Genomic DNA, 22,393 nt, shown 5'->3' on the forward strand with positions numbered 1-22,393 from the left:
ACAGCGCTTTCCATCCCAGTGTGCGGCACGACGTGGGCGGACCGACCCGGCCGGGCGCGACGCCGTACGATGCTTGCGCGGGCAGGCAGTCGCGGGTCGGGCGACGATCGACGGAGACAGGGGGTGGCGTGATGGCTCCGAACACACGCACCTCCACTCCGCCGCCGGTACGCCGGCGCTCTCCGCTGTTGCTGCTCGGACCGGCCTTCGTCGCCGCGATCGCCTATGTCGACCCCGGCAACGTGGCGGCCAACATCACCGCCGGTGCCCGGTACGGATTCCTGCTGGTGTGGGTGCTGGTGCTGGCCAGCGCGATGTCGGTGCTCATCCAGTACCAGTCGGCCAAGCTCGGGTTGGTCACCGACAAGTCACTGCCGGCCCTGTTGGGCGATCGACTGCCTCGGCCGGCCCGGCTGGCGTACTGGGCCCAGGCCGAGCTCGTGTCGGCGGCCACCGACCTGGCGGAGGTGATCGGCGGCGCGCTGGCGCTGTACCTGCTGTTCGGGTTGCCACTGCCGATCGGCGGGCTGATCGTCGGCGTGGTGTCGATGATCATGTTGGGGTTGCAGGCCCGGCGCCGGCAGCGTTCGTTCGAGTTCGTGATCATGGGCCTGCTCGCGGTGATCACGATCGGCTTCCTGACCGGTCTGGTGATCAACCCGCCGGCGGCCGGCGATGTGCTCGGTGGCCTGACGCCGCGGTTCGCCGGGACCGACTCGGTGCTCGTCGCGGCCAGCATGCTCGGTGCGACGGTGATGCCGCACGCGATCTACCTGCACTCCTCACTGGTGCTCGATCGCCACGGCACCGGCCATGACCCGTCCGTGCGGCGTCGGCTGCTGAAGGCGACCCGGCTGGACGTGCTGCTCGCGTTGGCGGTCGCCGGGCTGGTCAACATCGCATTGTTGCTGCTCGCCGCGGAGTCGTTGCGCGGGCAGCCGGGGACCGACTCGATCGAAGGCGCCCACGCCGCCATCGCCACCGCCTTCGGGCCGGGGGTGGCCCTGGTGTTCGCGATCGGACTGCTCGCCTCCGGGCTGGCCAGCACCTCGGTCGGTGCCTACGCCGGGTCCGAGATCATGGCCGGGCTGATCCACCGCCGCATTCCGCTGGTGCTGCGCCGGCTGGTCACCCTGCTGCCTGCACTCGTGCTGTTGTCGGTCGGCATCGAACCGACCTGGGCGCTGGTGTTGAGCCAGGTCGTGCTGAGCTTCGGCATCCCGTTCGCGCTGGTCCCGCTGGTCGCCCTGACCGGCAGCTCGAGGGTGATGGGTGAGTTGCGCAACGGGCCGGCGCTGCGGGTGGTCTCGGTGCTGGTGATCGCCGCCATCATCGCACTCAACCTCGCGCTGCTGTTCCTGACCCTCACCGGTCTGTGATCGACCGGCCTGCGCACGCCGGGGTGACCGACCCGGGCGGACCACGCGGCCGGGCACGCGCTGAGCAGAATTCACCGGTTGTTCAGCGCCAACGGTCCGTGAGGTGAACCGCACCGTTTAGGGTGTCCGGCATGTCGACATCACTCACCGCCTGGACCGAGCCGTTGCCCGCCCGGACGTGGGTGGCGTGGCGTCCCGGCCGCGACACCTGGTTGGCGCTGGTGTCGGTGGTGGCGATGTGGGCGTCCTACTACGGCCAGGGCGTGGTCGGCGAGAGCAACTCGCTGGCCGGCTTCGCCATGTTCATCGTGTTGATCATGATCGTGCTCGGCACGCTGGTGCCCGTGGTGGTGGTGATCCGGCTGATGCGGCGGCCGCTCGCCGACATCGGACTCACCCTGCGCCGCTGGTGGCTGGCCCTGGTGATCAGCCTGATCGTCGGAGGTGGCAGCATCCCCGCCCTGTGGAGTGCGGCCGGGGAGGCGGGGCTCGATCCGTTGCCGCACATGGTGGCCAACATGTTGATGGTGTGGGAGCCGATGTTCGTGTACGGGTGGCTGCAGCTCCGGTTCCGGGATGCGTTCGGTGAGCTGCCGGCTCCGATCCTTGCCGCCCTCGGGTTCGGCGCCTACCACCTGGGGTCGGTCGATCTGCCCACCGTGCTGTTCTTCACCGCGTTCGGGTTGGTGTTCGCGATCGCCTTCGCATTCACCCGCAACCTGCTGTCCCTCGCCCCGCTGACCTGGGCCGTCACCAGCGGCATCGGCACCATCTCCGCCGGGGTCACCTTCGGCTGGAGCGAGGCGGCCATCCTGGTCGTGCCGGCGCTGTTGCAGGTCGTGATCGTGGTCATCGCCTGGCGCACCCGACCGCGAGCGGTGCCGGGCTGAGGGCTCCGCGTCCGGGCCGGTCGTCGGCCAGGGGAGGCCTCACCCCGCTTATGCTGTGCACATGCCGCCGGTGGTCGAGTCCGAGTCGCGCGTGGCGGGCCGCCATCGGGAGTTGCGCTTCCCCGAACGGATGGCGTTCGCGGTCGGGGACTTCTTCGGCGGCGGTGCCGGCTCGCTGTTGGCCGTGCTCTACCTGTTCTTCCTGACCAACGTGATCGGGCTGAACCCCTTCCTGGCGGGGTTGGCGGTGATGGTCTCGAAGGTGTGGGACGCGATCAACGACCCGCTGGTCGGGGCGCTGAGTGACCGGACCCGCACCCGCTTCGGCCGGCGCCGCCCGTACATCGTCATCGGTGGGCTGGCCCTGATCGGGGTGTACGCGCTGCTGTGGCTGCCCGACGGGCCCGCGGAGACACAGGCCGCCAAGGCCGTCTGGGCGAGCCTGACCTACATCCTCTACAACACGGTGCAGACGGTGATCATGGTCCCGTACCTGTCGCTGTCGACCGAGATCACCACCAGCGCAGCGCTGCGTGACAAGGCGAACGTGCTCCGGCTGCTGTGCTCGACGCTGTCGAGTGCCGGCTGCACGCTCGTCGCGACCGCCCTGTTCGAACAGTTCCGGGTCGGCGGGTTGAGCTCGACCCAGCTGTACGCCGCACTCGTCCTCGGGATCGGCGGCTTCTTCGCCGTGGCGGTGCTGGTGGCCGGCATCTTCTCCCGGGAGCGGGTGCCGTTGACCCCGCCGACCCCGTGGCAGCCGTCGCTGTTCTGGAGCCCGTTCAAGGTGCCGGCCTTCCGGCTGCTGTTCGGGCTCTACCTGTGCCAGATCCTGACCATGGACATGATCACCGCGCTGTTGCTCTACTACTCCAGCTACGTGGTGCCGGACGTGAACTCGACGGTGTTCCTGGGGTTGTTCATCGTGGTGCACGTGGCCGCCTATCCGATCATGTTGCGGCTGGTGCGGACCATCGACAAGGCGCGGATCTACCGGACGCTGATCCCGCTCGCCCTGGTCGCGATCATCGGAGTCGCGTTCTATCCGGCCGACGCCCCGGTGTACGGGGTCTACGCCCTCGCCTTCGTACTGGCCGTCGGGCTGGCCGGGGCCGTGCAGATGCCATGGGTGATGTTCCCCGACGTGGTCGACGCGTACGAACACCACCACGGCCAACGGCAGGCCGGCACCTGCGGTTCGGTGATCACCTTCACCCGCAGCCTGGCCACGGCGTTGATGATCCAACTGGTCGGCGGTGTGCTCGCCGTCACCGGGTACGTCGCCAGCGAGCAGGGCGCCGAGGTGACCCAACCGCCGTCGGCGATCCTCGGCATCCGGCTGCTGATGGCGATCGCGGTGTTCGGCCTGATGGCCGCGGGCTGGCTGATCGCCCGCCGCTACCCGCTCGGTCGTACGGCGTCGGCCCAGCTCCGGGTCGAACTCGACGAGCAGCGGGCCGCCCGCGACGCCGTACCGGCAACGGAGGCTCAGGCCTCGGCGACCAGGGATGCGTCGTCGTAGTAGCTGACCCCGGTCCCGGTGCTGTCACGCCACAGCCGGACGCTGACCGCGACCGCGCCCTCGGGTGCCGGCTTGGTGACCGTGACCGGCTGCCATGCGCCGTGCTCGGTGAGCCAGGCGTGGTGCGCGACCAGCCGGGCACCCGCGCCGTCCCAGAACTCGAGCGACAGGTAGCTGGCACTGCCTTCCTGGTTCAAGATCTCCACCGACGCGGTGTACGTGGTACCCACGGTCGCGGTGAGCTTGGGGCTCGACAGGACGGCGCCGCCCGCGGTTGATCGGTCGTCCAGCATGACGCTGCGCTGCCCGGTCCGGACCTCGGCGGTGGAGCTGGCGACGGTGGCACCGGCACGCGTCCAGTGCGTGGGCAGCGATCCGGTGACCTCCTCGAAACCCCCGTTGGGCAACAGGTTCCCGGCGGCCGACTGTGGCACCTGATGGGCCTCGACGTCATCGATGACGAAGTCGCTGCCCGGGTAGTTCACGCCGGCCACGCCGATCACCATCTCCACGCTGGCCACCCCGCGACCCCGGAACGTCGGCGGGATGTCCTCCAACAGCGATGCCGAGTGCCACTGCCCCGGCGTCGCCTGCAGGCCCACCAGCCGCTGGAACAGGATCCCGATCCGCGCGCCGGCGGCGTCGTGCAACCCGACGCTGACGGTGAGGAAGCCGCGCCCCGGTGCGCCGACCGGAACGTGGTAGCGGAAGCGGAACGCCAACAGGTCGGACCGGACGGGGAACCGCTGCCGCAGGTCCGCCCCGGGCACGGCGCCGAGCCGGAGCGCCGTCGTACCGGTGTGCACGATCTCGTCGTCGACCCGCCACGCACCGATGGTGCGCCAGTCGGTGGTGCCGTCGGCGAACGAACCGTTGGTGATCAGTTGGACGGCGGTTCCGTCGAGCAGTGACCGGGTCAGCCGTGCGACCCGCGCCGTCGGGGTCGGGGCCGGGTCGCCGGCCAGGGCCGCCAGGCGGTCGGTCACCGGGCCACCGGCGGGTTCGTGCTCGGTGACGTGGTCGACCACCGACCAGAGCTGGGGGCCGCTGAAGCCGGTCCAGCACATCCCGCGGGTCTCCGGTCGCAGCGCGTGCTTCAACACCGGATCGGAGGCGAGCTCGGCCACCAGGGCCAATCGCGCGCGGGACTGCTCCACGCGGGTCGCCAGGTGGTCGGACACGTCGTCGAGGATCGCCAGGGCCTCGGCCGTGGTGTCGGCGGGTCCGGCCGTGGGCGGGTAGCTCAGGATCGATCCCTCGTAGTACCCGAAGGACGTCAACAACATCTCGGCCCGGGTGCGCTGGGCAGCGGTCGAGGTGGCGTCCCGGGCGGCTTCGAGGTGGCCGCGTGCCGTCGCTGCGTCCGCGGGGGTGACGGCCTCGAGGTAGTCGGCGTAGTTGAAGTAGAAGTACGGGTTGCGGGCCTCCACGGCACTGGTGAACCAGGTGGTGGACGGGACGCGATCCCGCCAGATCCCTTCCCACAAGGAGAAGTAGCTGGCCAGGTGAGGTGCGGCGGACGGTCCGACGGCGCGGTCGTACCACTCCTGTTCCAGCTCGGTGACGTCGCGGGTCGGGTCCCACAGCAACTTGCCGTACAGCCACGGCTTCGGACCCTCGCCCCAGTTCGGATACAGCTCCGAGTACTGGGCCGTGACACCGTGCTCGACGCCGTATCGGTAGACCTCGCCCATTGTGTGGTTGTAGACGCGAGGGATGCAGTACGTGGCGCCGTATGCGTACTCGTAGAAGCCGAAGCTGGGCGCGACGGCCGCCCACGCCTGCGTCAGTGCCTGGTCGGCGGCCCGGAAGTCGGGGTCGACCCAGCCGTAGCGGTCGACGGTGACGAAGGGAACCACCTGGGGGTGGATGGGGAAGGTCGGTGGCGTGGCGACGTTGCGGTAGGCCAGCAGCCCGAAGTACTTCGTGGCGAGTGCGGGGTTGCGCGCGATCACCGTCTCCACCACGGTGTTGGCCCACTGGTAGAAGCTCTCCGACGCACTGGGTGCTGCGCCGTCGACGGCGGGCTCGAGGTCGTCCTCGCTGTAGCCGGCCCCGTCGTTGACACCGAGCGAGAAGGACGTCATCTTCGGGTTCGCGGCGAAGTGATCAAGGATGAACTGCACCGCCACCTCCACCGTGCCGGGTTCACTGAAGTGCGGTTGCCAGCCGGTCCGTGCCCCGGGCGCCGGGATTCGGGGTTCGCCGCCGATCACCGGGTAGTACTCGGGATGGGTCTGGCCGTACTGCTCGACGGGGAAGATGCTCCACAGGTTGTGATGGGCGAGGATGGTGCGGCGGAGCCTGATGCGGGAACCCCACACCACTTGGGGATCGTCGCTCGCCCAGTCCGGGGAGAACGGGCTGTTCTCCTCGTACAGCGGCGACATCACCCGAGCCGCCATCGTGGGCTCGCTCTGCTGGATCCCCTTGGGGACGACCAGCGACGACGCCTCGGGTACGTCCTCGCCGTCGGGGCCGGGGAGCAGCCAGCGGACGCCGACGTGCCGTTCGAGGAGCTCCAGCACGCCGTGGCGTACCCCGTGGTCCGAGGGGGCCAGAATCGTCACCGCGGTGTCGGCTGTCCCGATCACGAACCCGTCGTCGGCCAGGTCGGCCACCCGGTGGGCGGCACCCCGGTGCGACCCGCTGCCCGTGATGCCGAGGTAGATCCGGTTGCCGGTGGCGGGCACGTCCTGCGGTGTGTGCAGCGGGAGCGTGATGCCCGAGGCCTTGGCCACGTACTCGATCAAGGTCGCGGCAGCCGCCTTGATCTGATCACTGGCGTCGGCGGCGATCACCACCGATGCCGGGACCCCGTCGACCACGATGGGCACCCCACGCCCGTTGGCGGCCGGTGCCGCGTTGGCGCGGAGCCCGGGGCCGCCGAGCAGCAGGCCGCCGGCTGCCGCGCTCCCCATGGTCAGGACTTGGCGTCGGGTGAGTTCACCGGGACCGGTCATCTGCTGTGCCTCCATTGGCGTGGGGGTGTGGGACCACCGTGATCCTAACCTAGGACCTAGGTGTCGTGGCAAGGGTTGTGCCGCTCCCTGGGCATCGCGTCCGGCGGCACGTGGGGGTCGGCGCTGCCCGTACGGACGCCGCTTCGCCGGGCAGCAGCAGGGTGTGGGACGCTCGACGTGTGACCGACCGGGCAGACCGATCCGTGACCGAGCAGGCAGCCGTGTCGAAGTCCGGCGACCCCGGAATGTCGATCAAGATGGGCCCCAAGTCGTTCCGTGGCATCCTCGCGCTGCTGCGTGGGGAGACGATCGACGAGGCTGCGATCGAGCCGCTGCTGGCCTTCGTCGACCACCGCATCGACTGTGCCGACTTCCGCCTGGTCGTGCTGCTCAAGGTGTTGTACGCCGACCCGGCGGGCCTGTCGCCGGCGATGCGGGACCGGATCACCACGTCGGTCCTCGGCTTCCGGTACTGGATGGACGAGCCGGGCAGCGACGGGATGTGCCACTGGTCGGAGAACCACCAGATCCTGTTCGGGGTGGCTGAGCACCTGGCTGGCGCACTGTTCCCCGACAAGGTGTTCACCAACAACGGCATGACCGGCGCTGAGCGGCGAGACCGGGGAAGGAAGCGGATCGACCACTGGTTGGCGCAGCGCTTCCGGCACGGCTTCACCGAGTGGCTGTCCAACACCTACTACGAGGAGGACGTGGCGGCGCTGGCACTGCTGATCGACCACGCCGTCGACCCCGACCTCGTCACCCGGGCCACGATGATCATGGACCTGCTCATGCTGGACCTTGCCCTGCACCGGTTCGACGGCCGCTTCGTCGGCAGCTCCGGCCGCTGCTACGAGCAGCAGAAGAAGGACCCGGCGACCGCCGACGTCAACCAGGTCCTGGCCCACGCGTTCGGTCCGGACGTGCCGATCGACGAGGAGAGCCTGTCGGTCGTCTTCCGGACCAGTTCGTACGAGGTCCCGCCCATGATCGGCTCGCTGGCCGCGGCCGACGAAACCATGATCATCAACTCGTCGACCGGACTTGATCTTGACGAGGTGGCGGTCGAGTACGCCGACGACCCTGACGACGTGGACACCGCCGGACTCACGTACTGGTTGATGGAGGCGTTCACCACACCTGAGTCGATCGACCTCACCGCCCGCATGGTCACCGAATGGCGGATGGGCGACAACCCGTTCCTCGGGGCGCTGGTCCCGTTGGCCAAGCTCCGGCCGACCGGGCTGTTGCCGACCGTGGTGCGCGTCCTCAATCCCGCCACCCAGGGGGTTGCGATCCAACGTGCCGACGTGACGACGGTGCGGACCTCGTCCTGGCTGGCTTCGTGTGCGCAGCGGCACCAACCGGGCGGATTCGGTGACCAGCAACACATCTGGCAGGTCACGCTGCCCGGCGACGTGACGGTCTTCGTGACACACCCGGCGGCACCGATGTTCGACGACGTCAGCCGAAACTTCTCGCCGTCGGCCTGGGTCGGCAACGGGATCCACCCCGATGCCGTGCTGCGGGGCGACGTACTGCTGGCCCGACACGACCTGCGCGTCCGCCCCGGACTGCTGGAACGGCGCCGACGATGGCTGACCCATCTGCACTGGCCAGCGGCGAAGATGGACCGCACGATCGCCGGTGAACGTCGGTTGGCCGGCCAGGTCGGCGACAGCTTCGTCGGGGTGGTGGCGCTGTCGCCCCTGACCCCCGGCGGTCCGGACGAGATCGTGCAGCACGGGGCGATCACCGGCTGGGCCGTGATCTGCAGTGACACCGGGACCCATGCCGACCTCGACGCCTTCGATGCCGAACTGCGCCGCCACGTCCTGACCGACGACGGTCGTGAACTGACCCTGACCCGCCCGTTCCGCCCCCCGAGCTCGTCGAAGGGTCCGGGCTCCAACGGCGAGCTGCCGGCGCCCGCACGTACCTACCAGCTGGCCAAGGGCGGAGAGTTCCGGGTCGACGGGGAGGCGGTGTCGACGGCCCACCCGCGACTGGCCGGCCCAGCGGGCACCGTCGAACGACGACCGAGCCGGATGGAGCTGTCGTACGGCGGCCACGAGTTGATCATGGACTGGCCATCCGGGACCAGGGAGGTCCGATGACGACCGAGCTCACCGGCCGGGCACTGGCCACCGAGGCGATGTCTCGGGCCGTCGCCCTCGCCGACTCGATCACCACCACTCAGCTTGCGCGAGGGAACGTGCTGAGCTGGCACTGGGGTCCGGCGCTGTTCGGCGAATCCCTGACCAGGTTGGAAAATCACCTCGGTGAACTCCGGTACGACAGGTGGCTGCGTCGCTGGGCTGATCACCACCTGGCGGTCGGACCGGCGGTCGAACAGTCCGACACCGCCGCTCCCGGACTGATCACGCTGGCGCTGCGGGACCGGCCGGGTGGGCAGGTGTACGCCCCACTCACCGAGGCCGTGGCTAGGTACGTACGGTCGGAGCCCCGGCTGGTCGGCGAACTGTGCAACCACCTGGGGCACAGTCTGATCGGCAAGTTCTATCCCCGCTCGGTGTGGGTCGACAGTCTGATGATGTTCGGGGTGTTCCCGGCCCGGTACGGCGTCGCCACAGGTGATGCGGCGATGATCGACATCGCAGCCGGCCAACCCGAGGCGGCTGCCGCGCTGATGCAGCACGACAACGGGCTCTGGGCACATGCGTGGTGGGCGAAGGCCGGTCATGCCTACCCCGGATCCAGCATCTGCTGGGCCCGCGGCAACGGCTGGGTGATCGCCGCCCTGCCGATGATCACTGCCGAACTGTCGGCCGACCACCCACGTCGAGCCGGCATCGTCGACGTGCTCACCCGGACCAGCGACGCCCTGGTCGACCTGCAGCGTGCTGACGGGACGTGGGCGACCCTGCTCGCCGGTGGCGGCTACCGCGAGCTGTCGGCCACTGCGCTGATCGCGGCAGGTTGGTACGACGCGGTCGCGCAAGAGCTGCTGCCTGATTCGTACGTCCCGCGTGCCGACCGGGCGCTGGCCGCAGTCACCGCCGCGGTGCGACCCGACGCGATGCCGGAGATCTCCGGCCCGACGATCCCGCTGCCGCTGTTGCCGGAGCTCGGCTATCGCGTCATCCCACGAGGTGACAACCACCCGTACGGCGTCGCCGCCTTCTTGTGGGCTGCCATCAACCGGGACCGACTCGGCGCCTGAAAGTCCGGTCGCCGGAGTTGTCCACAGGTTTGGGTGTCGGCGGCCCCGTGGAGTCGTTAAGGTGGCTGGGTCGAACTGGCCCTCCCCCCGGTCGCGGCGTCAAGGACTGACGCCACCGCCTGGCGGAGGACTGACCGAGCGGAGTCTGTTCATGGAGTCATCGCGGCCGATGGTGATGGGGTCGCGCCCACGGTGGCGTGGACTGGTGGCCGTTGCCGCCGTGGTGGTGACGTTGATGGCGTGTACGCCGGAGGAGCCGCCGCCCGGTCCGCCGAGCTCGCCGACGGTGACGAGTTCGGGCGAGCCGTCGCCGTCGCCGAGCCCGAGTCCGTCACCGACGATGCCGACCGAGGCCGACAAGCAGGCGGCGATCAATGCGTACATCGAGGCGAACAAGATCGTCGATGACGTAGGCATCAAGGGTGGTGCCGAGGAGTTGCCCGCATCGCTTGAGCAGTTTGCTGACCCGTCTGGATCCTGGTACGAAGCACAACTTGCCGGAGCTTTCGAGGCCAAGGCCCAAGGCTATAGATTCAGTGCCCGGACGAAGGTGATCGCGAGCCGCGCAACTGTTCTTGATGCGAACACTCAGCGTGTCTACGTGTGCGTGGATGGGCGGCACATGCAAGTCATCTACAAGGAGATCGGGCCAAAGCCTGGGGCGCTGATCGCAGGCAATCTCATCGTGAAGCGGCAGCAGGGCGAATGGCGAATTACGGACTTTGTAGACGGCAAGAAGTTTGTGAAGGTGGACGAATGCGAAGGCTGACCATCGTTCTGATCGTGGTGATCCTGCTTAATGGCTTCGTGCTACCTGCGCATGCAGACCTGATCAATCCTGACGGTGACGACAAGACTGCTGACTTGAACGCCCAGCGGGAGCGGCAGAAGAAGGCTGAGGGGGAGGTGGACCGCAAGATCGCCGAGTCCCAGAAGGGGAAGGCTCCGAAGGGTCACCGCCCGTTGACCAAGAAGGAGATCGAGGAGCTCAAGGAAGCCCGGAAGCAGCGGGAGCTTTGGGCTGCGCGTCGCTGTGTACCCAATTTGACGCGAGGCGGGATGCCCGAGAGTCGAGCTCAAGAGATTTGCAGAGCCGCCGCCGGCACGGTGGAGATCCCACGCACATTGTTGAGTGAGTTGGGGCTCGCTCCACCACCGCCGAACCCGGAACTCCTCGCCCAGCGCGCGGTGTTGCAGCTGACGGTGCCTGAGCCGACGCCACATGTCGGGCCGCCGCCCAGCATCAATCGGTGGAAGATGGCGGTCGTGGGCTATCCGCTGTGGCTGTGGAGCAGCCCCAACGAACCGGTGACGGCGCAGGTCACCGAGCAGGGCATCACGATCACGATGACGGCCCGCAAGACCGGTACCGACTTCGACCTGGGCGACGGCACCAAGCTCACCTGCACCCGTACCAAGGCCTGGACCCGTGCCGTGAAGCCGAACACGGAGTCACCGGTCTGTGGCCACCGCTACACCAGTCCGTCACGCAAGAACGTGCCCTACGTGGTGACCGCGACCGATCACTGGGAGGTCAGCTGGTCGGCGCTCGGCCAGTCGGGAGTGATCTACCTCGATCCGCAGGCCAGCATCCAACTGCCGGTCGGTGAACTCCACTCCGTGGTGCGCTGACTCTCCTCGAACCCACTCACCTCTCCTCGAACTCACCAAGTGCAGCCGAAGGGTTGCATGTCTCGGAGAGCTGTGGCACGGTGTAGTGCAACCACAAAGTTGCATATCTGCTCGGATCGCCGAACCACCAGTCGATCCCGGCACCCACCAGGAGAGGGATCGCCCATGGACACCACGCCCAACCCCAAGGCCGTGATCGACGCCGATTCATTCACCGTGCGTCGCACGATCCACATCAACGCACCGCGCGACAAGGTCTGGCGTACGGTCACCGAACCCGAACTGGTCTCACAGTGGTTCGGCGAGCTCACCCTCACCGGCACGGGGGCCGGCGCTCTCGGCTCCATCGGCTGGCCCGGAAACCGTCGGGTACCGATCCGGGTGGACGCCTTCGACCCCCCGTCGCTGGTGTCGTACCGGTGGTGCAACGAGGAGGGTCCGCTGCCGGACGCCGTCGATGACGAACGCTCGACAGTCTTCACGTTCACCCTCGAGGAAGTCCCCGACGGCACCCAGCTCACCGTCGTCGAGTCGGGCTTCGAGCACGTCACCGACCCGACCGGACTGATGTCGGATCACCGTGGCGGCTGGGACGCCGAGCTCGACAAGCTCGTCCAACTGCTCGAGGGTGGCGCCTGATGAGCACCGGCACCCTGGTGGACGATTCCGTCGTTGCCATGTGCAGTGCACTCGGCGACGAGACCCGCTGGAGCATCCTCACCGCCCTCGGTGAGGGTGACGCCTCGGCCTCGACGCTGGCACGCAGGCTCCCCGTCTCCCGACAGGCCATCGCCAAGCACCTCGCCGTCCTCCAGGAGGTCGGCCTCGTCGAGACGATCCAGGTCGGGCGCGAAGTGCAGTACCGGGTCATCGGCACCGAGCTCAGCAGCACCGCCCGTCGCCTCGACGCCATCGGCAGCGCCTGGGACCGCCGCCTCGCCGCCATCAAGCAGATCGCCGAATCACTCTGACCCCACCACAACCACGGCGGCAGCTTTCCGTACGCCCCAAGGAGAACGTCATGATCAACAACAACGCACCTGAACCCACCATCGCCGACCGCGCCACCTTCGAGGCGCAGCTGGCCGACCTGCGCACACAGGAGAAGGCCCACACCCGCGCCGGCGACTCGATCGCCGCGACGCGCCGCCGACTGCCGGTGGTCGAGGTGGACCCCACCACCCCGGTGATCGGCCCCGACGGCCCGGTCCGACTGATCGACACGTTCGAGGGCCGCTCGCAGTTGATCACCTACTACTTCATGTGGCACCCCGGCCATCCCGCCGTCGAGCAGTGCGAGGGCTGCACCTGGAACAACACCCAGGTCGACGACCTGTCGTACGTCCATTCCCGCGACATCACCTACGCCGTGTTCTGTCAGGGCCCCTACGCCGAAAGCAAGCGCTACCACGAGTTCATGGACTGGACGATGCCGTGGTACTCCGCCGAGGAGTCGCTCGACACCCTGTTGGTCGGCCGAAGCATCGGTCAGATGCACGTCGTCTGCTACGTGCAGCGCGACGGCCGGGTGTTCGAGACCTACTGGACCACCAGCCGCGGGGTCGAGGCCGTCGACATCAACTACCGGCTGATGGACCTCACCCTGTACGGCCGCCAGGAACCGTGGGAGGAGTCGCCGGACGGCTGGCCCCAGCCCTACGAGTACACCGGGTCGGGAGTCGACGACCGGCATCCCTTCCGTACGAACGGCCGCCCCATCGCCCACTGGTCACGCATCAACGCCGGACGCAGCGACCAACTCACCCCGTGACCGACCAGCACCGTACCGAGGAGGACCGATGAGTGACCTCAGCTACACCTACGTGACCTACCTGCACAGCACACCGGAGTCCGTCTGGCACGCCCTGACCGATGCCGAGGCCACCGCCACCTGGTGGGGCCACGCCAACGTCTCCGACTGGCAGGTCGGCTCCAGGTGGGAGCACCGCAAGCAGAGCCCGACCGGTGAGCTCGACGGCACGGGCGAGGTGCTGGAGAGTGACCGGCCACGTCGGCTGGCGTTCACGTTCCCGTCCGGCGCCCCGTCGCGGGTGGCGTTCGACATCGAGCCCCACCACGACCTGGTGCGACTCACCTTGACCCACAGTGAGCTCGCCGACGAAACCCTGCGCAGCGTCGTGGCGTCGGTGTGGGCGGCCGTGCTGTCGAACCTCAAGACCTACTTGGAGACCGGACGACCGCTGCCACAGTCGCCGGTCGGCATGCTGGGCCTCGACTGAGCCCCTGCCCGAGGTCCACGGGCCTCGACGATCATGCGGACAGGTTCTGTCCAGAAGGGGTCCTAGCGTCATGGGTGTCAGGCCAACCCCGGCCGTACCGGACGAGAGGAAACCCCCATGAGCACCGCCGCAGCCGACGTCGTCACCGCAACCACCACCATTCCCGCCGACCTCGATTCCGAGCGGGTCGTCCTGCTCGAGACCCTCCGCAAGCATCGGACGCTGCTCCGGTACACGGTGCGCGGCCTGTCCGAGGAGGACGCGCGCCGCCGGACGACGGCCAGCACACTCACCCTGGCCAGCATCCTCAAGCACGTGCTGGAGGTGGAGGAGGGCTGGGTCGACTTCCTGCGGACCGGTGTGGTCGCCGGCGCCGACCGGTGGCGGACCGACGAGCACGCCGAGGACGCGACCGCCGACACTGTCGAGTCCAGCGCCGACGCTGCCGAGTCCAGCTCCGACGCCGAGTCCAGCGCCGACGACGCCGAGGTCCCCGACGACTTCGCGTTGACCGACGCCGACACCGTCGAGCACCTCCTCGCCCGGTACGAGGAGGTCGCCGCCCGTACCGACGACCTCGTCGCGACCGGTGACCTCGACGTCTCCCATCCGCTGCCGCCCGCGCCGTGGTTCCCCGAGGGCGCCCGCTGGTCGGCCCGCCACGTGTACGCCCACATCATCGGCGAGACCGCCCAGCACAGCGGCCACGCCGACATCATCCGGGAGACGCTGGACGGGCAACGGTCGATGGGCTGACCGGGGCGTCGTCCACCCACTGGCGCCCCGGTCGTCGACGGCAGGCACAATCGTGGTGCACGACGATTCAGGAGGCCCCATGTCCACGTTCACCGTCGAACTGCCGCCTTCGGCCAGACTGGTCGACGGTCCGGCCGGACCGGTGATCGAGGTCCATCATCCCGCCGCCACCGGCGAGGTGCACCTGCACGGCGCGCACGTCACCTCCTGGGCGCCGGAACCCCACGGCGAGGTGCTGTGGCTGAGCCCCGAGTCGGCGTACGGACCGGGCGAGGCGATCCGTGGTGGGATCCCGATCTGCTTCCCGTGGTTCGGCCCCGGCCCGGACGACTGGCAGCCCATGCACGGCTTCGCCCGCCGGGTCCCGTGGACACTGGTCGGGGTCCGCGAACAGGCCGCCGGCGTGACCGTACGGCTTCGCCTCACCGACACCGACCTGCCGGACGACCTACCCGGCCGGGAGCACCTGACCGGAGGGTTCACCGCCGACCTCGCCGTCACCTTCGGCGCCGAACTCGACGTCACCCTGGAGACCACCAACAGCGGCACCGATGACCTGCGGATCAGCGCCGCCCTGCACACCTACTTCGCCGTCTCCGACGTGCGGCAGGTCAGCCTCGACGGGCTGGCCGGTGCGGGCTACCTCGACAAGGCCGGCGGCGGCGACCACCGCCAGGACGGTCCGGTCACGTTCACCGCCGAGACCGACCGCGTCTACCGCTCCACCGCCGACGTCACCCTGGTCGACGGGCCCCGACGCGTGGTGATCAGCAAGTCCGGCTCGCCGCACACCGTCGTCTGGAACCCGTGGGTGGCCAAGTCCGCCCGGCTGCCCGACTTCCCCGACGCCGGCTGGCCACAGATGGCCTGCGTCGAGGCCGCGATCGTCCCCGGCGACGAGGTGACCCTCGGCCCCGGCGCCTCCCACGTCCTCGGTCAGCACATCCGGGTGAGCTGACCCGACTCGGCCGCTCGCCGCAGCTCGACCGCGCAACGAGTTCCGGTCGTTCAGCTCAGCTCGACCGTCGCCCGGGTGCGCACCGCCCGCAGAATGTCGTCGACGTCGGCGATCCGCAGCAGCATGGAGACCTCGGCCTGCGGGAGGTAGGTCCCGTCCTCGTCCGACTGCTCGGCGTCGTCGTCGCGGAGGTCGATCGACCGGGGCAGTCCGGCCAACCGCAATGCGGTCACCGCCGGGTCCAGCAGGGCCGCCAGCAGCGCAGGGAAGGCCATCTCCCGGCGGGCCACCAGGGTCAGCGGCACCGTACCGAACAGGGCGCGATGGGCCTGGAGCCCGCGCAGCACGTCGAGCACCCGCATGGCCCCGAACGGGCGACCGAGCATGGCGGCAGCCCGACGCAGGTGCCAGTCGGCCTGCGGGTGCCAGGTCGTGCGGCCGGTGCCGCGGACCGCCAAGGTGAGCAGGGGAACGGCCCCGGCGTCCGGCACCGATGGGTTCAGGAAGGGGCGGTGGCTGGCCCGGTCGAGCAGGAACACCGTCGTGTCCGCGGTCGGCTTCGTACCCTCGGGTCGGTTCAGCACCGCCTCCAGCGGCCAACCCGGCTCCGGCTCGAAGGTGAAGTTGAAGACCTCGTCGCTCTGGCGGCGGAGGCGCCGACTGATCCGAGGCCGCGTGTCGGCCGTCAGGGAGGTGAACCCGAAGCAGGTCTCGCGGATCTCGGCGGCAAGCCGTTCGGGATCGGCCGGGGCCGGCGGCCGGGCCGGGGTCAGCCAGTCCTGCAGGGTGGCGTTGGCGGCTCCGTCGGGAGGTGGCTGGGTCCCGAAGACGCGCAGCTGGTCGCCGGCCAGTCGTACCCCGTCGATGTCGGCCGGCTCCACAGTTCCTTCCGGCTCGGCAGTTCCGTCCGGCCCCGCGTCCGTCGCGATCGTGTCGACGTCGCGGACGTGGCGGGTCAACCACCCGAAGGCACGCCGGCGCGACTCAGGGCTGTACGAGTGCCCGGCGTCGAAGCCGAACACCTCGAGCGGCCACTGGTTGCCGGTCCCGGCGGCGTACCAGTCGACCAGCCGATCGGTGACCGACACCACCGATTCGTACTCGCAGTACAGGTCGAACCGTGGCGCCAGCACGAGCATCGGCCGGGGTGCCACCAGGGCGTAGACCGACGCGATCGACTCGCCGAGCGGATTGACCGGGAAGTAGCAGTCGCAGTGAACGTCGATCGTCCGATGTGTCACGTGGGACACCTCACCCACCGTGCCGGTGGAGCTGACCACCGCGCGGATCCGCGGCTCCAGGGTCGCCGCCCACCAGCTCACCGCACCCCCGCCACTGTGTCCGGTGATCCCGATCCGATCAGGGTCGACCTCGTCCAACCCGGCGAGCAGATCGAAGCCACGCACCGCCGTCCACCCCTCGGCAGCCACCGGGGAGTAGCCACGGCTGATCCAGTTGAACGCGCCCTCCCGGTGGGTGCCCCGATGTACGCCGGGCACCTCGCCGTACTCCACCGTGTCCATGATCAACGTCGTGAAGCCGAGCTGGGCGAGTCGCCTGGCATGGTCCTGGTACTGGATCTTCTGGGTCGGGCTGTGCCCACACACGTACAGCATCGCGGCACCCGAGGCGAGGTCGGCGCGGGGACGGTAGAGGTTCGCGGTGATCACCAGCCCCGGCGATGCCTCGAACCACCCGAGCTCGATGGTGTGGGCAGCGTCCCGATCCGTGCCAGGCCCCTCGACGGTGCCGGTGACCACCCACCGCGGCGGGTTCTTCCGCTCGTCCCGGCGGTGTGCCAGGCCCCATCGCTGCCACAGCCTCGTCCGCTGCTCCTCCTGCCAGCGGCCCATGTCGGATCCCGTGTCGGGACCGCCCGGGCCTGCTGCCTCGCGAGTCTCGGCCAGGCTGCGCAGGAACGCGTTGATGTCCATCGTGGACCCCTTTCGGCTGGGTGTGGCAGCAGGCTAGGGCCGCCGCAGCAGCTGTCCAGATCGGGCCATGCGGCCGGGTCATGACGTACGTGAGTCCCGACCGATCCGCTGCTTGCTGTTCACGCAGCCGTCGGTGTCGTTGACCGCAGCATTCACGCGGGTGTTGCGTGACGTGAGTTGGCTGGCGGCATGACTTCATCCCCTCTGCACCGATCCACTTCCCGCCGTGCCGTGATGGCCGGGGCACTGGCCGGTACGGCCGCGCTCGCCCTTGCCCACCGGGCCGAACCTGCCCGGGCCGTTCCCGGTCGTCCGGCCCGTGCCGACCACGTCGTCCTCATCGGCTGGGACGGCTTCGACCCCGCCTACTACGGTCTGGCGCCTACCCCGAACCTCGACCGACTGATCGCCCTGGGATCACGCTCCACGACCCAAGGCGTGATGACGTCGATCACCAATCCGTCCTGGTCGTCGGTCGCCACCGGCGCCTGGCCGGAGCGCCACCTCAACACCGCCTACTGGTACGACCCGGAGCTCGGCACCGGACGTGGTCAGATGCGCGACCTCACGGTTCCGACGATCGCCCACGCGGTCCGCGACGCCGGTGGGACCGTCGCGTCGGCCCAGTGGTTCATCCTGCAGAACTACGGCACCGCGTACGGCGACCCGGAGGGCCTGTACATGCAGAACGGTGGCGCCGAACGCCGGTTCAACGACATGATCGACGTCATCGAGGGCCGACCGGTGAAGTCGGGATCCGCGATGGTGACCGCACCGCGCATCCCGGACTTCATGGCCGTCTACTGCGACAACCTGGATGCCCTGGGTCACGGGGGCGGCGAGCACAACCCGGAGCTGCCGGCCGCGTTGGCGATGCTGGACGCCAACCTTGGCCGCCTGATCGCGGCACTGGAGAAGGCCGGCATCTTCGACCGTACGGCGTTCGTCCTGCAAGGTGATCACGGCATGACGACGTTCACCCGGGCCAACGGGCAGCAGATCCTGGACGCGATCGCGGCCACCGGTCACACCGGCGAGTTCCTCGGCAACGGTCAGGCGCCGTCGGCCGGCACCGACGTCGTGCTCGTGGTCGGCGGGGCGGCCAGTGTGCACCTGCTGACCGACTCCGCTCGGGCCGACCTCCGCCGCATCCAGCGCGCGATCGCCCGGGTGGAAGGAGTTGCCGGGGTGTACGACAAGGGCTGGCAGCGTGCCAACCACATGAGCTCACGACACGGAGAGTTGATCATCGACCCGGCCGACGACTGGAGCCTGGGCCTCAACCCACCGGCATCCCCGGTGGGCCGGCACGGCTCGACCGCCGATTGCGAGGCGTTCTTCATGATCGGTGGCTGCGGCATCGTTCCCGGACGCCAGACGCGCAACGTCCGCCACGTCGACGTCGCCCCCACGATGGCAGCCCTGCTGGGGATTCCGGCGCCGTCCGGGGCGCAGGGCCGCGTGTTGAACGAAGTGATCGCCCGCCCCTGACTGGCCCGCGGCTGCCGAGGCTGACGCAACCGCGGCGATTTCGGGGCCCGGGCCCGCTGACGCGGACATCACCTCGAAATCGCCGCGGTTCGGTACGCCAGAAGCGTTGCCGACTCAGCCGACGGCGTTCGGCAGGTCCGGGAAGAGCCGGGCGAAGCGGACCCCGGCCTGGAACCGGCTCTGCGCGCCGAGTCGCTCCCGGACCAGGGCGACCTCGGAGCGCACCGACCGGGCACTGATGCCGAGGGAACGGGCGACCTGATCATCGGTGCAACCGTCGGTGAGCAACTGCAACACGTGCAGCTGACGCTCGGTGAACGTGTCATCGGTGACCTCGCCGGTGACGGTCGCCGCGGCGGCCCAGATGCCCTCGTACAGGTCGCAGATCACCGTCACCATGGCCGGATCGGAGATCAGCGCAGCGACCGTCGCCGGGTTGTCCGGTTGCCGCAGGTCCAGCATCACCCGGTTGCGGTCGACCACCACCATCGCGCGCGTCACCGCCGGCGACACCCGCGCCTCCACACAGCATCCGAGGCGCTCCACCGAAGCACGTGCCTCGCCGATGGTCGGGTACAACGCCCGGATCGACGTCGTGGAGGACCGAGCGTCGCGGTGCCGACAGGCCGGCAGTCGGTTCTCGATGTCGTAGCAGGGCGTCGGGTGCATGCTCATGCTGTGCGTTGCGGTCCGGGTTGCCTGCCGCAACACGTCGAGGATGTTCGTACGACCGTGCACCAGCCGGATTCGTGAGAGGTCGGTGACCTCGAGGATCCGGTCCGCGAAGTTCGCCTGTCCCGGCACACTCGTCGGAGCCGGATGCGGACACTGCTCGCGCAGGGTGTCCACGGCGGGACGGGCCGTCATTGCCATTGCCTCCCCAGTCAGGCCCGTCACATGTTGCGAGCGGAGGATGCGCGCACGGTCCGGGCGGGACGATCCAGACACTAGGACCGGGGAGGGTCACCATCTGGCCGTCGCGAGAAGGTCGCGAGGATGACGCGTTGGGCACGGCAATCGTGGGGGACCGAGGCGTTCAGCCGTGCCGATCCCGCAGGATCTTGTGTCTGGTTGTCGACCCATGATTTTGGGTTTCGGCCATACTGGACGGGTGCGTCAGATCGAGCGATACGTGGCCATCGGCGACTCCGCGACAGAAGGCCTGGCGGACCCTGACCCACGAGGCGGGTACCGCGGTTGGGCCGACCGGTTGGCGATGATCTTGAGTCAGGAAGGTGATCAACCGGTCCGGTACGCCAACCTCGGCATCCGCGGCATGGTCGCCGCCGAAGTGCGGGCGCTGCAGTTCGACCGGGCGATGGCGATGGAGCCGGACCTGCTCACGATCACCGCCGGCATCAACGACTGCCTGGCGTTGGTCACCGACTTCGACACGGTGACCGATCACCTCACCGCGATGTACTCCGAGGCTCGTGGGCACGGCATCACGGTGATGACCTTCAACGTGCCCGACCCGGTCAAGATCAACCCGTTGGCCACCGGACCCATCCGCGAGAGAGTCCTTGCCCTGAACGAGATCCAGCGGCGTGAGTGTGCTCGGTACGGGGTGCTGCTGCTCGACCTGGAGCATTACGAGATCGCCGGCGACCGGCGGCTCTGGTACGACGACCGGCTGCACGGCAACGCCCTCGGACACCGCCGGGTGGCCCACGGAATGGCAAGCCTGCTTGGGCTTCCGGGCCACGACCACTGGCAGGAGCCGCTGCCGGAAGGGGTGGAGCACCAGCTGCGTCGGCAGCGCATCGCCAACGACCTGGATTGGGCGCGGCAACACTTCGGTCCGTGGCTGGTCAAAGGACTCCGCGGCATCCGGCAGGGGGCCGGGATCGAGGCGAAGCGGCCCGAGTTGACCTTGGTCGAGGTCGCCGACCCCGACGAGACCGACGCACCGGAGGAACTGCCCACCCCGTCGGCCCCGTGAGCTTCTCGGAGGGCCTCTTGCGGGACGTCTCGACAGGCTCGACGGGCGGCTACTCGGGGGAGCGGCCCGCGGCGTCGATCGACAGCACCGTGCCGCCGGGCAGCCCCATCGGGATCAAGTTGATCACGGCAGGGGAGACGCGGTCCAACGGTGTGGCGCCGTAGCCGAGCGCCTTCAGCGACGCCGCGTCCGGGATCCCGAAGCGTTGGCCCTCGACCAGCAGCACCGCCGACTCCGGATCGGCCTCGGTCAGCGAGTTGGCCAACAGTGCACCTCGGCCCGGCTCGCTGACCACGGCGTCGGCCAGTCGCGGATCGGCGTTCGGGGTGGTCACCTCCGGCGGGGTCACGTCGCTGGCCACGACCGGCCCGGACTCGGCGGACTCCCAGGTCGCGCACAGCGGCCCGTCGGCGATGCCGGGCGTCGACGGCACCTCCGGCATCGTGGTCGGCAGGTCGGCCACCGACCGGTCCGGCAGGGTCGCGCTCAGGTGTGACGACACCTCGGCCGAACTCAGCTCGATGCTGGTCGTGTTGGTGTCGGCCTCCACGGCCTTGTGCTCCAGTGGCGTGATCCGGCTCAGCCCGTCCTCCAACATCAGGTACGTCGCCTCGCCACCCCGGACGTGGACCAGGTCACCCACCGTGTCGGCCTCGCCGGCGGCGTTGCTGCTGGGCTGACCGGTCTCGAGGCCGTCCAGGATGCGGTCGGCGCTCAGCTCACTGCCGACCGGCAGGGTCGACAGCAGGCCGTACGCCCCGGTCATCGTCGGGTAGCCGAGCAGCACGACCAGTGCCGGTGTCTGCTCACCGTCCTTGCGCGGGATGAGGTGGGCGGTGCCGTCGACGACCAGGTAGTCGTGTTCCTCGGCGTCGGTCAGCACGACCGGGACGGCCGTCCCCGGGCCCTGCTGCTCCTCCTCGTCCTGGGTCTCGCCGAACCGGACGGTGGTGTGACGCTCCCCGTCGGGGGTGGGCGCGGTGGCGCAGACCTGCAGTGGGTAGAGCCCGAGCTGTTCCTCGTTCGGCAGTTGTCGCGGTGCCCCGGTGATGCCGAGTGGTGCGCCCCGTTCGACACCGGTCAGCGACTTGGACTTCAGGCTCCGCACCTCGGCACCGTTGCTGGCCAGCTTCGCCGAGGTGATGTTCTCCATCGGATGCAGGACCGGGTTGCGGTACCAGAAGACCTGCCCCGCCTCGGAGTCGATCACGACGAGGCTGGTCTCCTCCTTCCACGTGGTGTTGTTGCCGGGGTTGATCAGCCCGACCACGCCGAACCCGGCCATGATCACGATCCCGATCATGATGCTGGCGAAGGTCCCCATCCCGATCCGACGCAGCGGCGAGTCGACCCGGTCGGGGTTGCGGTCGACCAGCGCCGCGACCAGGCGGTCGCTGGTGAACTTGTACGCCTTCAGCAGGTCCTTGCGGCTTGCCATCGTTGTCCTTGCGGGTGTGTCGGGGTCCTTGCGGGTCGTGAGGTCCTGACGTGTGTTGGGGCAC

General features: G+C 69.2%; 19 protein-coding genes. 15 read left to right on the forward strand and 4 right to left on the reverse strand.

Annotation, left to right across the window (positions count from 1 at the left end; genetic code table 11):
* The first annotated feature begins 131 nt into the window (after nucleotides 1–131).
* From ACQBAU_RS01130 to ACQBAU_RS01140, 3 genes are all read left to right on the forward strand, one after another.
* Complete coding sequence (locus tag ACQBAU_RS01130; RefSeq protein WP_434548786.1) at nucleotides 132–1,379, forward strand: Nramp family divalent metal transporter; 1,248 nt, start codon at nucleotides 132–134, stop codon at nucleotides 1,377–1,379.
* Between the two features lie 131 nt (nucleotides 1,380–1,510).
* Nucleotides 1,511–2,269, forward strand: coding sequence for a CPBP family glutamic-type intramembrane protease (locus ACQBAU_RS01135; RefSeq protein WP_465256235.1), 759 nt, complete (start codon nucleotides 1,511–1,513; stop codon nucleotides 2,267–2,269).
* Between the two features lie 61 nt (nucleotides 2,270–2,330).
* On the forward strand, nucleotides 2,331–3,791 hold the full coding sequence (locus ACQBAU_RS01140) for an MFS transporter (RefSeq protein ID WP_465256236.1): 1,461 nt from the start codon (nucleotides 2,331–2,333) through the stop codon (nucleotides 3,789–3,791).
* Here ACQBAU_RS01140 and ACQBAU_RS01145 read toward each other — a convergent pair.
* Nucleotides 3,758–6,754: a DUF4838 domain-containing protein gene (locus ACQBAU_RS01145; protein WP_465256237.1), complete on the reverse strand. Its 2,997-nt coding sequence runs from the start codon at nucleotides 6,752–6,754 to the stop codon at nucleotides 3,758–3,760. The two genes, ACQBAU_RS01140 and ACQBAU_RS01145, sit on opposite strands and share 34 nt — an antisense overlap.
* Before the next feature lie 179 nt (nucleotides 6,755–6,933).
* Here ACQBAU_RS01145 and ACQBAU_RS01150 point away from each other — a divergent pair, with 179 nt between their 5' ends.
* The 10 genes from ACQBAU_RS01150 to ACQBAU_RS01195 all read left to right on the forward strand — a co-directional run bounded on the left by ACQBAU_RS01150 (nucleotide 6,934) and on the right by ACQBAU_RS01195 (nucleotide 15,524).
* On the forward strand, nucleotides 6,934–8,871 hold the full coding sequence (locus ACQBAU_RS01150) for a hypothetical protein (protein WP_465259433.1): 1,938 nt from the start codon (nucleotides 6,934–6,936) through the stop codon (nucleotides 8,869–8,871).
* Nucleotides 8,868–9,938 (forward strand): glycoside hydrolase family 88 protein, encoded by a 1,071-nt coding sequence (locus ACQBAU_RS01155; RefSeq protein ID WP_465256239.1) that lies wholly within the window; start codon nucleotides 8,868–8,870, stop codon nucleotides 9,936–9,938. Before ACQBAU_RS01150 ends, ACQBAU_RS01155 begins: the two co-directional genes overlap by 4 nt.
* Before the next feature lie 205 nt (nucleotides 9,939–10,143).
* On the forward strand, nucleotides 10,144–10,707 hold the full coding sequence (locus ACQBAU_RS01160; RefSeq protein WP_465256240.1) for a hypothetical protein: 564 nt from the start codon (nucleotides 10,144–10,146) through the stop codon (nucleotides 10,705–10,707).
* Nucleotides 10,695–11,570 (forward strand): hypothetical protein, encoded by an 876-nt coding sequence (locus tag ACQBAU_RS01165; protein WP_465256241.1) that lies wholly within the window; start codon nucleotides 10,695–10,697, stop codon nucleotides 11,568–11,570. Before ACQBAU_RS01160 ends, ACQBAU_RS01165 begins: the two co-directional genes overlap by 13 nt.
* 165 nt (nucleotides 11,571–11,735) lie before the next feature.
* Complete coding sequence (locus tag ACQBAU_RS01170; RefSeq protein WP_434548765.1) at nucleotides 11,736–12,209, forward strand: SRPBCC family protein; 474 nt, start codon at nucleotides 11,736–11,738, stop codon at nucleotides 12,207–12,209.
* Entirely contained in the window at nucleotides 12,209–12,541 is a 333-nt protein-coding gene (locus tag ACQBAU_RS01175) for an ArsR/SmtB family transcription factor (RefSeq protein ID WP_465256242.1), read from the forward strand. Before ACQBAU_RS01170 ends, ACQBAU_RS01175 begins: the two co-directional genes overlap by 1 nt.
* A 50-nt stretch (nucleotides 12,542–12,591) precedes the next feature.
* A complete protein-coding gene (locus ACQBAU_RS01180; RefSeq protein ID WP_465256243.1) occupies nucleotides 12,592–13,341 on the forward strand; it encodes a DUF899 family protein in 750 nt (249 codons plus the stop codon).
* A 28-nt stretch (nucleotides 13,342–13,369) separates the two neighbouring features.
* A complete protein-coding gene (locus ACQBAU_RS01185) occupies nucleotides 13,370–13,810 on the forward strand; it encodes an SRPBCC family protein (protein ID WP_465256244.1) in 441 nt (146 codons plus the stop codon).
* Between the two features lie 117 nt (nucleotides 13,811–13,927).
* Nucleotides 13,928–14,566, forward strand: coding sequence for a DinB family protein (locus ACQBAU_RS01190; protein ID WP_465256245.1), 639 nt, complete (start codon nucleotides 13,928–13,930; stop codon nucleotides 14,564–14,566).
* A gap of 79 nt (nucleotides 14,567–14,645) precedes the next feature.
* Nucleotides 14,646–15,524 carry a D-hexose-6-phosphate mutarotase gene (locus ACQBAU_RS01195; protein WP_434548760.1) on the forward strand — a complete coding sequence of 293 codons (879 nt, stop codon included), beginning with the start codon at nucleotides 14,646–14,648 and terminating at the stop codon, nucleotides 15,522–15,524.
* Nucleotides 15,525–15,574: 50 nt separating this feature from the next.
* On the opposite strand, the gene ACQBAU_RS01200 is transcribed toward ACQBAU_RS01195, so the two are convergent.
* Nucleotides 15,575–17,458, reverse strand: coding sequence for an acetylxylan esterase (locus ACQBAU_RS01200; RefSeq protein WP_465256246.1), 1,884 nt, complete (start codon nucleotides 17,456–17,458; stop codon nucleotides 15,575–15,577).
* Nucleotides 17,459–17,647: 189 nt separating this feature from the next.
* On the opposite strand from ACQBAU_RS01200, the gene ACQBAU_RS01205 reads away from it, so the two are divergent.
* Nucleotides 17,648–18,949, forward strand: coding sequence for an alkaline phosphatase family protein (locus tag ACQBAU_RS01205; RefSeq protein ID WP_465256247.1), 1,302 nt, complete (start codon nucleotides 17,648–17,650; stop codon nucleotides 18,947–18,949).
* A 114-nt stretch (nucleotides 18,950–19,063) separates the two neighbouring features.
* Here the strand turns inward: ACQBAU_RS01205 and ACQBAU_RS01210 are convergent, their stop codons facing one another.
* On the reverse strand, nucleotides 19,064–19,816 hold the full coding sequence (locus tag ACQBAU_RS01210; RefSeq protein WP_434548757.1) for a helix-turn-helix transcriptional regulator: 753 nt from the start codon (nucleotides 19,814–19,816) through the stop codon (nucleotides 19,064–19,066).
* Nucleotides 19,817–20,060: 244 nt separating this feature from the next.
* Here ACQBAU_RS01210 and ACQBAU_RS01215 point away from each other — a divergent pair, with 244 nt between their 5' ends.
* Complete coding sequence (locus ACQBAU_RS01215) at nucleotides 20,061–20,891, forward strand: SGNH/GDSL hydrolase family protein (RefSeq protein ID WP_465256248.1); 831 nt, start codon at nucleotides 20,061–20,063, stop codon at nucleotides 20,889–20,891.
* 49 nt (nucleotides 20,892–20,940) lie between these two features.
* On the opposite strand, the gene eccB is transcribed toward ACQBAU_RS01215, so the two are convergent.
* Nucleotides 20,941–22,329, reverse strand: coding sequence for a type VII secretion protein EccB (gene eccB, locus ACQBAU_RS01220; protein WP_465256249.1), 1,389 nt, complete (start codon nucleotides 22,327–22,329; stop codon nucleotides 20,941–20,943).
* Between the last annotated feature and the right edge of the window lie 64 nt (nucleotides 22,330–22,393).

The sequence above is a fragment of the Carbonicoccus niuqiaonis genome (assembly GCF_050157065.1).
Classification (GTDB): Bacteria; Actinomycetota; Actinomycetes; order Propionibacteriales; family Propionibacteriaceae; genus Avipropionibacterium.

Coding starts and splice junctions, on each gene's coding strand:
- ACQBAU_RS01175 (WP_465256242.1), top strand. CDS start 12,209: ATGAGCACCGGCACCCTGGTGGACGATTCCGTCGTTGCCATGTGCAGT.
- ACQBAU_RS01145 (WP_465256237.1), bottom strand. CDS start 6,754: ATGACCGGTCCCGGTGAACTCACCCGACGCCAAGTCCTGACCATGGGG.
- ACQBAU_RS01135 (WP_465256235.1), top strand. CDS start 1,511: ATGTCGACATCACTCACCGCCTGGACCGAGCCGTTGCCCGCCCGGACG.
- ACQBAU_RS01165 (WP_465256241.1), top strand. CDS start 10,695: ATGCGAAGGCTGACCATCGTTCTGATCGTGGTGATCCTGCTTAATGGC.
- ACQBAU_RS01195 (WP_434548760.1), top strand. CDS start 14,646: ATGTCCACGTTCACCGTCGAACTGCCGCCTTCGGCCAGACTGGTCGAC.
- ACQBAU_RS01190 (WP_465256245.1), top strand. CDS start 13,928: ATGAGCACCGCCGCAGCCGACGTCGTCACCGCAACCACCACCATTCCC.
- ACQBAU_RS01185 (WP_465256244.1), top strand. CDS start 13,370: ATGAGTGACCTCAGCTACACCTACGTGACCTACCTGCACAGCACACCG.
- ACQBAU_RS01130 (WP_434548786.1), top strand. CDS start 132: ATGGCTCCGAACACACGCACCTCCACTCCGCCGCCGGTACGCCGGCGC.
- ACQBAU_RS01205 (WP_465256247.1), top strand. CDS start 17,648: ATGACTTCATCCCCTCTGCACCGATCCACTTCCCGCCGTGCCGTGATG.
- ACQBAU_RS01170 (WP_434548765.1), top strand. CDS start 11,736: ATGGACACCACGCCCAACCCCAAGGCCGTGATCGACGCCGATTCATTC.
- ACQBAU_RS01140 (WP_465256236.1), top strand. CDS start 2,331: ATGCCGCCGGTGGTCGAGTCCGAGTCGCGCGTGGCGGGCCGCCATCGG.
- ACQBAU_RS01180 (WP_465256243.1), top strand. CDS start 12,592: ATGATCAACAACAACGCACCTGAACCCACCATCGCCGACCGCGCCACC.
- ACQBAU_RS01200 (WP_465256246.1), bottom strand. CDS start 17,458: ATGGACATCAACGCGTTCCTGCGCAGCCTGGCCGAGACTCGCGAGGCA.
- eccB (WP_465256249.1), bottom strand. CDS start 22,329: ATGGCAAGCCGCAAGGACCTGCTGAAGGCGTACAAGTTCACCAGCGAC.
- ACQBAU_RS01155 (WP_465256239.1), top strand. CDS start 8,868: ATGACGACCGAGCTCACCGGCCGGGCACTGGCCACCGAGGCGATGTCT.
- ACQBAU_RS01210 (WP_434548757.1), bottom strand. CDS start 19,816: ATGACGGCCCGTCCCGCCGTGGACACCCTGCGCGAGCAGTGTCCGCAT.